This window comes from Streptomyces sp. CA-249302, assembly GCF_050936785.1.
GTDB lineage: Bacteria > Actinomycetota > Actinomycetes > Streptomycetales > Streptomycetaceae > Streptomyces.
Window position 1 is genome coordinate 830324 of sequence record NZ_JBNJMG010000001.1, and the last position, 13803, is coordinate 844126.

The following is a 13803-nucleotide window of genomic DNA, read 5'->3' on the forward strand; positions in this document are numbered from 1 at the left end:
GTCGGCCGAGGTAGCCGCGGGCGAGGCCCTTGCCGGCGATGTAGAGCTCGCCGTCGACTCCGGTCGGGACGGGGTTGAGGTGGCCGTCCAGGATGTAGAGGGTGCCGCCTGCGACGGGGCGGCCGATGGCGGGGCGCTCGCTGAGGGCGAGGTCGCAGTCGGCCGAGTCGACGGTGCATTCGGTGGGGCCGTAGAGGTTGTGGGCCGCGAGTCCCTCGGTGTCGCGGAGGGTGCGCCACAGGTCCGGGGGTACGGCCTCGCCGCCCACGCCGATCACCTTGAGGTCGGCGCGCCAGTCGTCCGCCTGTGCGACGAGCTCTCCGAGCAGGGACGGGGAGAGTTCGATGAACTCGATGGCGTGTTCCGTGAGGAAGCCGCGCAGGGCGGTGGGGTCTCGGCGGACGTCCTCGGGGACCAGGTGGAGTTCGTGACCGGCGAACATCCAGAGCATGGGTTGCCAGGAGGCGTCGAAGGCGGTGGGCCAGGCGTGGCCTATGCGGAGGGGTTGGGCCGCTGCGGTTGGTCGGTGGAGGGCCTTGTTGTGGGCGGTGAAGAGGTTGGTGATGGCTCGGTGGGGGATGACGACGGCCTTGGGGCGGCCGGTGGAGCCGGAGGTGTAGATGACGTAGGCGGGGTGTTCGGGGAGGAGGGGGAGCGGCGGTCTGTGTCGGTGAGGTTGTGGGTGGGGTGTTTTTTCAGAATGTCGGGGGCGTCAAGGAACACATGGAGCTCGGAGGGAAATGTCGGAGGGTGACTGCGGGTGAGTGGGGGCTGATCGCGCAGTTCCCCGCGCCCCTGACGGGGCGCTGTAGGTGACGTCGTTATCAAGGCCACCGGGTTCGCGTCGGACAGCATTCCGGCTATTCGGTCGTCCGGCCATGTCGGGTCCAGGGGGAGGTAGGCCGCGCCTGTCTTCTGGATCGCCAGAATTGCCGTCATGGTGTCTGGGGTCGGTGGAAGCGCGAAAGCAACAATGCGCTCAGGACCCGATCCCAACTCCACGAGATGACGGGCCAATTGGTTCGCAGAGGAGTTCAATTCGGCGAACGACAGGCTTCGGTCGTCGCCGACCACCGCCACCGCATCCGGCGTCGCCGCCGCTTGCGCCTCGAAGATCTCGGGCATTGTCCGGGGCAGGGCCGCAAGGCGTTCTCCCAAACCACCGGCCAGAAGCGCCGTGCGTTCCTCGGGGGCCAGGACGTCGAGGGTGGCCAAGGGGGCGTTCGGGTTTGATACGACCGCCCGGATCAAGCGGTCGAAGCGGGCCGCCAGTTGTTCCACCGTCGTGCGGTCGTAGCAGTCGGGGCGGAACTCGAAGATCACGGAGAGTTGTTGCTCGGCCAGGACCGCCAGAGTCAGGGGGTAGTGGGTGGCGCCGGAGCCCTTGACGTCGCGGATGCGCAGGCCGGACCGGGCCTCGGCTTCCGCCACCGCCGCGCGGTCGATCGGGTAGTTCTCGAAGACGAGCAGGGTGTCGAAGAGGTCGCCGGCGCCGGCCACGCGTTGGATCTCGGTCAGGCCCAGGTGTTGGTGGTCCATCAGGCGGGACTGTTCGTCCTGGAGTCGGCGCAGGAAGGTGGCGGCCGGTTCCGCCGGTGGTACGGAGACGCGGACGGGCACGGTGTTGATGAACAGGCCGATCATGGACTCGGCGCCGGGCAGGTCGGCGGGGCGTCCGGCGACCGTGGCGCCGAAGACGACGTCGTTGCGGCCGGTCAGGCGGGCCAGGAGCAGGGACCAGAGGCCCTGTACCACCGTGTTGGCGGTGACGCCCTTGCTCCGGGCCAACTCCTGGATCTGTTGGGTGAGTTGTTGTGGCAGCCGGAGTGTGTGGAGTTCCGGTGGGACCGGTACCAGGCCGGCGGGCGTCGGGGCCAGGAAGGTCGGGGTCGCTCCGGCCAGGGCCTCGCGCCATGCCTGGGTCGATGCGTTCCGGTCGCGGGAGGCCAGCCAGGCCAGGAAGTCGCGGTACGGGCGTACCGCGGGCAGCGGTGCGGTGTGGCCGGGGGCGAGCTGGGCGGCGTACAGCTGGAGGAGTTCCTGGACGAGGAGGGGGATCGACCAACCGTCCAGCAGGAGGTGGTGGTTGGTGAGGATCAGGAGCCAGCGGTCGGGGCCGCGGGCGATCAGGGTGAGGCGGAGGAGGGGTGGGTCGGTGAGGTCGAAGCGGGTCGTGGCGTCGGCGGCGATCCGGCGGGCCGTCTCGGCCTCGTCCCCGGACCGCAGCTCCGTCCAGTCGACGGTGACCTGTTTGAGGACCACCTGCACCGGGTCGTCGAGGTCCTCGTGGAGGAAGGCGCTGCGCAGGTTGGCGTGGCGGGCGAAGAGTTCCTCGGCCGCCGTGCGCAGCAGGTCGGGGCGGAGCGAGCCCTCGATCTCCACCAGGGACTGCATGGTGTAGACGTCCTGGGCGCCCTCGTCGAACAACGCGTGGAAGAGCAGCCCCTGTTGCAGGGGGGACAGTGGTAGGACGTCCTCGACCAGGGAGCCGTCGTCGTCGCTCATCGTGTCCTCCACCTCGCCTTGACGTTGTCGAGCTGCGCGGCGCTGAGCGACACGAGCGGTGTGCCGGGGCCGTGAACTCCTGGGCCGGGGGCGCGGGTTCGTCCGGTACGGCGGTCGCGAGTCCGGCCGGGGTGCGGTGGGTGAACACGTCCCGGGGTGAGAGGCCGAGGCCTGCTCTGCGGGCCCGGTCGGCCAGGCGGACCGAGACGATGCTGTCGCCGCCGAGTTCGAAGAAGTCGTCGTGGACGCCTACGCGTTCGAGGCCCAGCACCTCGGCGAACAGGGCGCACAGCACCTTCTCGGGTTCGGTGCGCGGCGGTTCGTGGCTGCCGGCCGCCGTGAAGTCGGGGGCGGGCAGGGCGCGGCGGTCCAGTTTGCCGCTGGGGGTGCGGGGCAGTGCGTCGAGGAGGACGACGGCGGACGGTACGAGGTGGGCGGGGAGGCGTTCGGCCAGGGTCCGGCGCAGGGACAGGGCGTCTGGGGTCTCTGCGGGACGCGGTACGACGTAGGCCACCAGCCGGGCCGGGCCGGGGCCGTCCTGCCTCGCCACGACCGCCGCCCTGGCGACCCCTGGCAGGGTGCGGGCGGCCGCCTCGATCTCGCCGGGTTCCACCCGGAAACCCCTGATCTTGACCTGGTCGTCGGCCCTGCCGAGGAACTCCACCGTGCCGTCGGCGCGGAGCCGGGCCAGGTCGCCGGTGCGGTAGAGGCGACTGCCGGGCGGGCCGAAGGGGTCCGCGACGAAGCGTTCGGCGGTGCGGGCGGGTTGGCCGAGGTAGCCGCGGGCCAGGCCGGTGCCGGCGAGGTAGAGCTCTCCGGTCGCGCCTGCGGGGACCGGGCGCAGGAAGGGGTCCAGGACGTGGGCGCCGGTGTTGGCTATCGGGCTGCCCAGCGGGACGTTGCCGTCGCCGCCGTCGTACACCTGCACCAGGCTGTCGCCGGCCGCTTCGGAGCAGCCGTAGAGGTTGATCAGGCGGGACTGCGGCCAGCGGTGCACGATCGCCTGGGCGAGGTCGGCGGGGAGCGGTTCGCCACTGGAGATCCAGGTGCGGACCGAGGTGAAGCTGTCCGGCGGGGCGGATTCGAGCAGGGTGGTGTAGAGGCTGGGGACCGCGGTGAGGGTGGTGGCCCGGTGGCGGTCCGTCAGGGCGGCGAGGGCCGTGGGGTCGCCGAGTGTCTCGTCGTCGGCGAGTGCGACCGCGTCTCCCGCGACCAGAGCCCCGAGCAGTTCGGTCAGTCCGTCGATGAAGCTGAGCGGGCTCTTGGCGAGGCGTACTCCGGGGGTGCCGTCGTGGAGTTCCCGGCCCCAGAACAGGCGGTTGGCCAGGGCCTGTTGGGTGCCGACCACGGCTTTGGGGCGGCCGGTGGAGCCGGAGGTGAAGACGAGGTAGGCAGGGTGGTCCGGCGAGAGGGGTGGCCGCTCCCCCGGTACGGCGGCCGTACTGCTCGGCTCGCACACCGACTCCGGGTCGATGCCCAGCTGTTGGGCCGTCGCCGGCTCGCACACGACCAGGCTCGGGGCCGCGTCGCCGAGCATCAGGGCGATGCGTTCTGGGGGGTAGGCCGGGTCGATCGGCATGCAGGCGGCGCCGGACTTGAAGACGGCGAGCAGGGCGGTCACCAGGTCGGGGCCGCGGGACAGAGCGACGGCCACCACCGACTCGGGTCCGGCGCCGCGGGCGGCCAGCGCGGCGGCCAACCGGTCGGCCCGGGCGTCGAGTTGGGCGAAGGTGAGGGTGGTGTCGCCGTGCAGGACGGCGGGGGCCCGCGGGGTGCGGTGGGCCTGGTCCTCGAAGAGGGCGCGGACCGTGGGGTGTGGGAGGGGGCGGGCCGTGTGGGGGGCTTCGGGCTCCGGTACGGGGGTGAGCCGGGCGACCGGCCGCTCGGGGTGCTGCGTGAACTCCCGGATCAGGTCCTGGAGTTGGTCCGCGATGCAGGTGACCGTCGCGTGGTCGAGGGCGGTCGGCCGGTGGCTGAAGGTCAGGGTCAGCCTGGCCCCGGGCAGGGCGGTGAGGGTGAGCGGGTAGTGGGTGGCGTCCAGTACCGAGACGTCTGTCATACGCAGGCCGTCGAGGGCGGCCGCGATGCCGGTGTCGTCGATCGGGTAGCTCTCGAAGACCAGCAGGGTGTCGAAGAGCACGCTGTGCCCGGCCGTGCGCTGGATGTCGGCGAGGCCGAGGTGCTGGTGGTCCAGGAGGGCGGACTGCTCGGTCTGGAGCCTGGTCAGCAGGTCGGCGAGGGGTTCCTCGGGGCGCAACCGCACCCGTACGGGGAGGGTGTTGATGAAGAGGCCGACCATGGAGTCGATGCCCGGGACGTCGGCGTCGCGCCCGGAGACGGTGGCGCCCAGGACGAGGTCCGTGCGGCCGGTGAGGCGGGCGAGCAGGATCGCCCACAGGCCCTGAAGCACGGTGCTGGCGGTCAGGCCGTGGGCGCGGGCGGTGGCGGTGAGGGCTGCGGTGTCCTGTTCGGGGAGTTCGAGGACGTGCCGCTCGGGCGGTCCGGCCGTATGGTCCCTGGCCTCCGGTGCGATGAGTGACGGCTCGTCAAGTCCCGTCAGGGCGGCCTGCCATGCGTGCTGGGCGGCCTCGCGGTCCTGGCGGTGGAGCCAGGCCAGGTAGTCGCGGTAGGGGTGGACGCGAGGCAGGGCCTTGGGGTCGCCGCCGGAGGTGTAGAGGTGGAAGAGCTCGCGCACCAGGACAGGGGCGGACCAGCCGTCCCAGAGCAGGTGGTGCGAGGAGATCACCAGGCGGTGGTCGTGCTCGGCGAAGGCCACCAGGCGGAAGCGGAGCAGTGGGGGGCGGGTCAGGTCGAAGCGCTGGTCGCGGTCCTCGGCGAGGAGCCGGTCGAGGGCCTTCTCCCTTTCCGGTACGGACAGTTGGGTGAGGTCGGTGACCTGCCAGGGCAGGCCGACCTCGCTCCGGACGACCTGGACCGGGCGGCCGGAGCGGCTGGTGCGGAAGGCGGCGCGCAGGTTGGCATGGCGGGCGAGCAGGGCCTCGGCCGCGGTGCGCATGCGGTCGGGGTCCAGGGGGCCTTCGAGGCGGGCGGTGAGCTGGCCGGTGTAGACGTCCCGGGCCTGGTCGTCGTAGAGCGCGTGGAAGACCATGCCCTCCTGCATCGGCGTCAGGGGGAGGACGTCCTGCACGCCGGGGCGGGCCGGCATCAGGCCCCGGCCCGGCGCATGGCCTCGGCCAGGGAGCGGGGGCGCATGTCCGTCCAGTGCTGCTCGATGTGCTCCAGGCAGGCGGCCCGGGTGTCGGGGCCGTGGACGCCGGTCCAGCCGGCGGGGACGGGGGCGAAGTCCGGCCACAGGGAGTACTGGCCCTCGTCGTTGACCAGGACGCGGAAGACGCCGTTCTCGTCGTCGAAGGGGTTGGCCATGGCTCAGTTCCTCTCCTGGCGCGGCTGGGGGACGGATCCGGAGAACTGGTCCGCCGCTCCGGGGACCGGCTCGGCGGGGTCGGCGCCGAGGGCGACGATCCGGTTGGCCTTGTCGACGTGGACGATCCGGGGCTCGTGGGCCGCACGCTCGGAGTCGTCGAGCGCGGCGAAGGACATGATGATCACGAGGTGACCGGGGTGGACGAGGTGGGCGGCGGCGCCGTTGATCCCGATGACCCCGCTGCCGCGTTCGCCGGTGATGGCGTAGGTGTTGAGACGGGCGCCGTTGTCGATGTCCACCACCTGGACCAGCTCGCCCTCGACGATGTCGGCGGCCTCCATGAGGTCCTGATCGATCGTCAGGGAACCCACGTAGTGCAGATCGGCCTGAGTGACGGTGGCTCGGTGGATCTTGCCATTGAGCAGGGTGCGCTGCACCGGTACCCCCTGGGTCAGATACTTAGGTGAGGCTAACCTAATTTAATATCGCCGGGCGCGGAAGAACTCCCGGTCCGGAAGAACTCCAGAAGCACACGGTTCACTTCGTCCGGGCGCTCCAGGTAGCCGTAGTGGCCGCAGTCCTTGATCTCCTGGTAGGAGGCGGAGGGGACGGCCTCCGCGACCTCGCGGCCGAGGTGCGGGGGCAGGACGACGTCGTCCGCGAAACCGATCACCAGGCAGGGCGCCCCGATCGCCCGGTAGGCGTCGAGGCGGCCGTCCGGGACGGTCAGGTCGAGCTGCGCCCTGACGCCCGGTCCGGCGGGCGGCGGTGAGTACTCGAAGAGCTCCAGCCAGTCCTGGACCTGCTGTTCGTCGTCCAGCGTGGCCGGGGACAGGTTCTCGACCGCCCGCACCCAGGCCGCGTACGTCGGGGGCAGCTGCAACCCGCTGTCGTGCAGGGCGCGTTCGGCGGTGGCCATGGCGGCGCGCAGTGCGTCCGTGCGGCCGCGGGTGGCCATCAGGACGCCCTGGACGACGAGTTCGGGGCGGGCCAGCATCAACTCCTGGACGACGTAGGCGCCCATGGAGACGCCGACGAAGCGGCACGGGCCGAGGCCCAGGTGCTCGGCGAGTGCCGCGGTGTCGGCGACCAGGTCGTCGATGGTGAATCCGTCCGGGCATTCGTCGCTGGGCGGTACGCCCCGGTTGTCGAAGGTGACGACGCGGTGGCCGGCCGCCACGAACGCGGGCACCTGGTGGAGGTGCCAGGCGCGTCCGGTGGCGCCCTGGCCCATCACCAGGACCACGGGGTCGCCGTGGCCCTGGTCGTCGTAATGGATCCTGATTCCGTTGATCTGCGCGCTGGGCATCGTCAGTCCGCCGCCGGGGTCGTCTTCGCGGGTGCCGGTTGCGCCTCGGGGACGGGTGGGTCGTGCAGGGTGGCGCGGCGCAGGCCCGGTACGGCGAGGGCGACCGTGGCCACGCCCGCCAGGCAGACCAGTCCGCCGACGGCCGCGGCACCGGCCGAGGAGCCCAACGCGCGGGCGACCAGGCCGGCTTCGAGGTTGCCGACGGAGGGTCCGGCGGTAGCCTGGGCGAGCCACAGGCTGCCGACCCGGCCCTGGAGACGGTCGGGGGTGTAGTGCTGGAGCAGGGCCCGGCGCAGGATCTCGGAGGCGGTGTCGCCGAGGCCGGCCAGGGCCAGGAAGACCAGCGCCGTCCAGATGTTGGGGCTGAGGCCGAAGAAGGTGATGGCCACGCCCCACACCGCGACCGAGCCGATCAACGCCCGTCCGGTGTGGTGGATCCGGCCGGTCCAGCCGCTGGTCAACGCTCCGAAGAAGGAACCGACCGCCGGGGCGGTGTAGAGCAGGCCGACGGTGGACGGGCCGCCGCCGAAGTGCTCGGTGCCCAGTTCGGGGAAGAGGGCGTACGGCATCGCGAAGACCACGGCGCAGACGTCGATGAGCAGCAGCCCGGCGACGACCTGGTTGCCGCGCAGGAAGCGCATACCCTCCGCCATCGCCTTCAACGGGTGCTGCTGTTCCGCCTCCCCTTCGGGTGGCAGCTTCGGCAGCGGGGCGAGCAGCACGAGGCCGACGACGTATATGGCCGCGTCGATGCCGAAGCACCAGGCGAGGCCCGGCCCGGCGGCGATGACGCCCGCGAGCGACGGGCCCAGCATGCCGCCGAGCTGGGCGGTGAGGGTGGTCAGCGCTCCGGCGGCGGCCAGTTGGCCGGGCGGCACCAGGTTCGGCGTCGCGGCCATCATCGCCGGGCCGCCGAGCCCGGCCGTGAAGCCCGCCAGCACGGCCGCCACGAAGACGAACCACACGTGCGGGTCCGGCAGGGCCGCGTTCACCGCGAGCCCGGTGATCACCACGGCGGTGACGGCCCGGGTGACGAGCACGACCCGCCGCCGGTCGGCCCGGTCGGCGAGCAGTCCGCCCGCCAGCAGGCCGACAAGCAGCGACATGCCCAACACGGCGCTCATCAGGCCGACCTGGACCGTGGATCCGGTCAGTTCGTAGATCTGCAGGCTCGCCGCGACCGAGGTGAGCTGGGTGCCCAGCATGGAGATCGCCTGGGTGGCGAACACCAGCCGGAAGTCCCTGCTCGATCTCAGCGGCGCGACGTCGACGACCACTTCTCCCAGGCGCACTGCGGCCCCTATCCGTGGAGGGACGGCGCGGCGAGCGGCGCCTGTTGGGCGGGGACGACGTACGGGGCGACGCTGCGCAGTTTCTCGCAGGTCTCCTCCAGCTCCCGCTCCGGTGTGGACCCGGGCAGGATGCCGGCGCCGGCCCGCAGCCAGGTGCGGCCGTCCTCCTCGTAGAGGCTGCGCAGCACGAGGGCCGCGTCGAGCGCCCCCTCGCTGTCGGCCGTCAGGACCGCGCCGCTGTAGATGCCGCGCGGCCCGTCCTCCAGCCGGCTGATGCAGTCGTAGGCCTGTTTCTTGGGGATGCCGGAGGCGGTGACGGCCGGGAAGACCGCGCGCAGCACGTCCCAGGCGGAGGCGTCCTCGGCGAGCAGGCCGTGCACGCTGGAGCCGAGGTGCTGGACGCTGCCGCGGCGGCGAATGCTCAGCAGGTCGCGCACCGAGACGGTGCCGGGGCGGCACACGGTGGCCATCTCCTCCTCCGCCAGTTTCACGGAGAGCACGTGCTCGGAGATCTCCTTGGGGTCGGCGAGGAGTTCGGCGCGCAGTCGCTCGTCCTCCGCGGCTCCCAGGCCGCGGGCGCGGGTTCCGGCGAGGGGCTGGGTGACGACCTCGCCGTCCGCGCTCACCTCGGCGACGGTCTCGGGGCTGAATCCGGCGACCCGGCGGCCGGCCAGGTTCAACAGGAAGGAGCGGGCGGGTGTGTTGCGGGAACGGCCGTGGACATAGGTGGCGACGAAGTCGACCGGGAAGGGGATCGGTACCGTACGGGAGATGATCACCTTCTGCAGTTCGGAGGTGCGGATCTCCTCGATGGCCCGGGCCACCAGACCGGGATAGCTGCCGACGACGTCCGTGACGTCGATCGGCGCGGGCTCGACAGCGGGTCGGGCCGCCGGTTCGGACAACAGGCCGAGCACGGCGTCGAGGGTCTCCTGGTCGGCACTCCGTAAGGCGATGCTTCCCTGACGGAATATCAATTCGGTATGGGGTACGACGAGATGGAGCAGGTCGGCCTCGCCGGCCCGGTCGGGGCGGCCGGCGTGCAGATGGGAGAACTCGAAGGCCATCCAGCCGTAGGCCCGCCAGCCCTCGACCGCCATCTGCCCCAGTTTCTCCCCGACCTGGCGCAGCGGGTGCGACCCGAGTGGTTCGGCCGTCTCATCGGTGAGCCATCTGCGGCGGATCTCGGCACGGCCGACGACGACCTCGCCGAGCACACCTCCGGCGAAGCAGAAGTCGCCCTCCCGCTCGTAGACCACGTACTGGTCGAACAGTCCCGACTCGGCGAGTTGCGCGGTCAACAGGAGGGGGTCTCCCCGCAGTTCCGTCTCCGCGCTCCGGTAACGCAGCAACGAGCTACCTCCCTGGACTTAGGTTAACCTAACCTAATCTCGACAAGACCCTAGCTTCCGAGTCGATCGCCCGTCCAGAGGCACCTTCAGGCTTGACCGCGATCTCCTATTAGGCAAGCCTTTCCTAAGCATCGGGTGGTGATGCCTCACCACCGGATGCGTGATTGCTCACCAGCAGGCGGGAGTTGAGCATGCTCGACGGTTGGGTGCCCTGGCCGGACGCGTTGGCGGAGCGGTATCGGGCCGAGGGGTACTGGGCGGGCCGGCCGCTGGACCGGCTGCTGCGGGACCGGGCCGACAGCGACCCGGCGCGCATCGCGCTGGTCGACGCCGACGGCAACCGGTGGACGTACGCCGAGCTGGACCTGCGCGCCGATCGTACGGCCGCGGGGCTGCGGCGCATCGGCATCGGCGCCGGGGACCGGGTGGTCGTCCAACTCCCCAACACCGACGCCTTCGTGGTGCTGTTCTTCGCGCTGCTGAGGGCCGGCGCGGTGCCGGTGCTGACGCTGCCCGCGCACCGGGAGAGCGAGCTGGTGCACGTCGCCGAGACGGCCGGCGCCACGGCTGTCGCGGTCCCCGACGTGCTGGACGGCTTCGACCACCGGGCACTGGCCCGGGCCGTGCGCAAGGCGGTGCCGTCCGTCGAACACGTCCTGGTGGCCGGCGACCCCGCCGAGTTCACCGCCCTCGCCGACATCGACGCCGATCCGGTCCCGCTGCCCGCGCCCGATCCGGGCGACGTGGCGGTGCTGCTGCTCTCCGGCGGCACCACGGGCAAGCCGAAGCTGATCCCGCGCACCCACGACGACTACACCTACAACGTCCGTGCCAGCGCGGAGACCTGCGGCTTCGACGAGTCGACCGTCTACCTGGTGGTGCTGCCGACGGCGCACAACTTCGCGCTGGCCTGCCCCGGTCTGCTCGGCACGCTGATGGCCGGCGGCACGGTGGTCCTCTCCCCCACGCCCAGCCCCGAGGACGCCTTCGCGCTGATCGAACGCGAGAAGGTCACCGTGACGGCGGTGGTCCCGCCGATCGCCCTGCTGTGGCTGGACGCGGTGGAGTGGGAGGACGCCGACCTGTCCACCCTCGCCCTGCTCCAGGTCGGCGGCTCCAAACTCGGCGCCGAGCCGGCCGCCCGCGTCGAACCCGCCCTCGGCTGCACCCTCCAGCAGGTCTTCGGCATGGCCGAGGGACTGCTCAACTACACACGTCTGGACGACCCTCGGGAGCTGATCACCGGCACCCAGGGCCGCCCCCTCTCCCCCGCCGACGAGATCCGGGTGGTCGACGAGGACGGCCACGACGTACTCCCGGGCGAGGTGGGCGAGTTGCTCACCCGCGGCCCCTACACCCTGCGCGGCTACTACCGGGCCCCCGAGCACAACGCCCGTACCTTCACCAACGACGGCCACTACCGCAGCGGCGACCTGGTCCGGGTCCTGCCCTCCGGGCATCTGGTCGTCGAGGGGCGGGCCAAGGACCAGATCAACCGGGGCGGCGACAAGATCTCCGCCGAGGAGCTTGAAAACCACCTCCTGGCCCACCCGGCCGTGCACGACGCCGCCGTGGTCGGCATGCCCGACGAGACGATGGGCGAGCGCACCTGCGCCTATCTGGTGCCGCGCGCACAACCGGTCCCGACCCAGCGGGAGTTGGCCGCCTTCCTCACCGACCGGGGCGTGGCCACGTACAAACTGCCCGACCGCGTGGAGATCGTCGACTTCTTCCCGCGCACCTCGGTCGGGAAGATCGACAAGAAGGCACTCGGCCGCAGGATCGCCGAACGGCTCCGCTCGGAGGCCGGCGGTGGCAACTGAGGCGCCGGTGGCGGCACTTGAACGGCCTCCCGCGCGGCGGCACACCTCGACCCGGACGCTCGCCGTGCTCGGCGCGCTGCTCCTGCTGCTCACGGCGATCGCGCTCAGCCTGGCGATCGGCTCACGCTCCCTGTCGCTCTCCACGGTCGTCCACGCACTGCTCGACGACAATGGTTCGACGGCGAGTTCGGTGGTCTGGGACGTACGGGTCCCCCGCACCCTCGCCGGGATAGCCGCCGGGGCCGCGCTGGGCGTGGCAGGTGCGCTGATCCAGGCGCTGACCCGCAATCCGCTGGCCGACCCGGGGCTGCTCGGCATCAACGCCGGGGCCGCCACCGGAGTCGTACTGTCCATCACCGTGCTGGGCCTGACCAGCATGTGGGCCTCGGTGTGGTTCGCCATGGCGGGGGCGGTGGTGGCTGGGCTGCTGGTGTACTCGCTGGCCTCGGGCGGGCGCGGCGGGGCCACACCTGAGCGGCTCGCGCTCGGCGGAGCGGTGATCGCCGCCGTGTTCACCGGCATCGGCCAGACCCTGATGCTGCTCGACGCGCAGGCCCTGGACCAGCTGCGGTTCTGGAGCGTGGGCTCACTCGCGCGGGCGGACGGCGAAACCCTGACGACGATCACCCCGTTCGTCGCGGTCGGCCTGGTCATGGCGCTCTCGCTGGTACGGCCGCTGAACGCGCTGGCGCTCGGCGACGACTCCGCCCGCGCCCTCGGCGCCAACCTGGACCGCACGCGGTTCCTCGGCCTGCTGGCCGTGACGCTGCTGTGCGGCGCGGCGACGGCCGCCGTGGGACCGCTGGTCTTCGTCGGCCTGGCCGTACCGCACATGGCCCGCATGATCGCCGGCGCCGACCAGCGCTGGACCCTGCCGCTGTCGATGCTGCTGGCCCCGGCGCTGCTGCTGTACGCGGACGTCCTCGGCCGGGTCGTGGTCCGCCCCGACGAACTGGACGCGGGCGTGGTCACCGCCGTGATCGGCGCCCCCGTGTTCATCGCGCTCGTCCGCCACCGCAGGGTGGTGGCCGGATGACCACGGCCCTGGGCGGCCGCACGCATGTCGTACGGAGCCGCTCGCACCGGCTGTCGGTGCGGGTGGACGTGCGCACGGTCACCGTGTGCCTGCTGGTGCTGGCCGCGACCGCCGGGGTGGGCGTACTGGCTCTGGGGACGGGCGAGTTCGCGATCTCCCCGGCCGACGTCGTCCGCACCCTGCTCGGCAACGGCAGCCACCAGACCAATTTCGTCGTCAACGAACTCCGGCTCCCCCGCCTGCTCACCGGCATCCTGGTCGGCGCGGCGCTCGGGCTGAGCGGGGCGCTGTTCCAGAGCCTGTCCCGCAATCCGCTGGGCAGCCCGGACATCGTCGGCTTCACCTACGGCTCGGCCACCGGTGGGCTGCTGGTCGTGCTGGTCGTGGGCGGTACCGGCGGGCAGGTCGCGTTCGGGGCGGTGGGCGGGGGCTTGACGACCGCGCTACTGGTGTACGTGCTCGCGTGGCGGCACGGCATCCACGGCTACCGGCTGGTGCTGGTCGGCATCGGGGTGAGCGCCCTGCTCCAGGGCGTCAACGCCTACCTGCTCGCCAAGGCGAGATTCACGCAGGCCGCGCAGGCGATGGTGTGGCTCAACGGCAGCCTCAACGGCCGGGGTTGGCAGGACGTACGTCCGGCCGCGCTCGGTCTGCTCGTGGTGTTGCCGCTGGTCGCGCTGGTCGCGGGACGGCTGCGGATCCTGGAGATGGGGGACGACGTGGCGGGCGGCCTCGGCGTGCCCGTGCAGCGCACCCGGCTCGTGGTGCTGATCCTGGCGACGGCGGCCTGTGCGGTGGCGACCGCGGCGGCCGGCCCGATCCCGTTCGTCGCCCTCATCGCCCCCCAGCTGGCCCGCCGCCTCACCCACGCCCCGGCCCCAACCTCCCGGCGGCCACCTGCACCGGCGCCCTCCTGGTGGTCACCGCCGACTTCGCCTCCCAGCGCATCCACGAATCGGCCCAGCTGCCGGTCGGCGTGGTGACGGCGGTGGTCGGGGGCCTGTACCTGGGGCTGCTGCTGCGCCGCCAGCGGCGGGCGGGGCGCATCTGAACGGATTGCCGAGAAAGCGCAACTTTTCGGCCATCCGACCCGTCTCATCC

Annotated in this window: 7 protein-coding genes and 3 pseudogenes; 3 read left to right on the forward strand and 7 right to left on the reverse strand. The window is 71.9% G+C overall.

Translation table 11 applies throughout. From position 1 onward, the window contains the following. Positions 1-67: 67 nt before the first annotated feature. The 7 genes and pseudogenes from ACQEWB_RS03710 to ACQEWB_RS03740 form a co-directional block, all read right to left on the reverse strand. Positions 68-2505 (reverse strand): annotated as a pseudogene (locus ACQEWB_RS03710) (non-ribosomal peptide synthetase); the annotation flags it as partial. Further along, a pseudogene (locus tag ACQEWB_RS03715) lies at positions 2502-5671 on the reverse strand (amino acid adenylation domain-containing protein). The pseudogenes ACQEWB_RS03715 and ACQEWB_RS03710, both read right to left, overlap by 4 nt. Next, positions 5671-5889: an MbtH family protein gene (locus ACQEWB_RS03720; RefSeq protein WP_432826974.1), complete on the reverse strand. Its 219-nt coding sequence runs from the start codon at positions 5887-5889 to the stop codon at positions 5671-5673. The pseudogene ACQEWB_RS03715 and the gene ACQEWB_RS03720 overlap by 1 nt, the downstream one beginning before the upstream one ends. A gap of 3 nt (positions 5890-5892) precedes the next feature. Further along, a complete protein-coding gene (panD, locus tag ACQEWB_RS03725; protein WP_432826976.1) occupies positions 5893-6327 on the reverse strand; it encodes an aspartate 1-decarboxylase in 435 nt (144 codons plus the stop codon). A 32-nt stretch (positions 6328-6359) separates the two neighbouring features. Then, positions 6360-7199 carry an alpha/beta fold hydrolase gene (locus ACQEWB_RS03730; RefSeq protein ID WP_432826978.1) on the reverse strand — a complete coding sequence of 280 codons (840 nt, stop codon included), beginning with the start codon at positions 7197-7199 and terminating at the stop codon, positions 6360-6362. 2 nt (positions 7200-7201) lie between these two features. After that, complete coding sequence (gene entS / locus ACQEWB_RS03735) at positions 7202-8491, reverse strand: enterobactin transporter EntS (RefSeq protein WP_432826980.1); 1290 nt, start codon at positions 8489-8491, stop codon at positions 7202-7204. 8 nt (positions 8492-8499) lie between these two features. Then, positions 8500-9843 (reverse strand): salicylate synthase, encoded by a 1344-nt coding sequence (locus tag ACQEWB_RS03740; RefSeq protein WP_432826982.1) that lies wholly within the window; start codon positions 9841-9843, stop codon positions 8500-8502. Positions 9844-10034: 191 nt separating this feature from the next. On the opposite strand from ACQEWB_RS03740, the gene ACQEWB_RS03745 reads away from it, so the two are divergent. The 3 genes and pseudogenes from ACQEWB_RS03745 to ACQEWB_RS03755 all read left to right on the forward strand — a co-directional run bounded on the left by ACQEWB_RS03745 (position 10035) and on the right by ACQEWB_RS03755 (position 13753). Beyond that, the gene (locus ACQEWB_RS03745) at positions 10035-11666 is read left to right on the forward strand and encodes a (2,3-dihydroxybenzoyl)adenylate synthase (RefSeq protein ID WP_432826984.1); all 1632 of its coding nucleotides are present in this window, start codon (positions 10035-10037) and stop codon (positions 11664-11666) included. Further along, the gene (locus ACQEWB_RS03750; RefSeq protein ID WP_432826986.1) at positions 11656-12702 is read left to right on the forward strand and encodes a FecCD family ABC transporter permease; all 1047 of its coding nucleotides are present in this window, start codon (positions 11656-11658) and stop codon (positions 12700-12702) included. The genes ACQEWB_RS03745 and ACQEWB_RS03750 overlap by 11 nt, the downstream gene beginning before the upstream one ends. Next, a pseudogene (locus ACQEWB_RS03755) lies at positions 12699-13753 on the forward strand (FecCD family ABC transporter permease). Before ACQEWB_RS03750 ends, ACQEWB_RS03755 begins: the two are co-directional and overlap by 4 nt. Positions 13754-13803: the final 50 nt, after the last annotated feature.

Excerpts from the sequence above, each read along its gene's own strand:
- ACQEWB_RS03720 (WP_432826974.1), bottom strand. The coding sequence starts at position 5,889 with ATGGCCAACCCCTTCGACGACGAGAACGGCGTCTTCCGCGTCCTGGTC.
- ACQEWB_RS03730 (WP_432826978.1), bottom strand. The coding sequence starts at position 7,199 with ATGCCCAGCGCGCAGATCAACGGAATCAGGATCCATTACGACGACCAG.
- ACQEWB_RS03745 (WP_432826984.1), top strand. The coding sequence starts at position 10,035 with ATGCTCGACGGTTGGGTGCCCTGGCCGGACGCGTTGGCGGAGCGGTAT.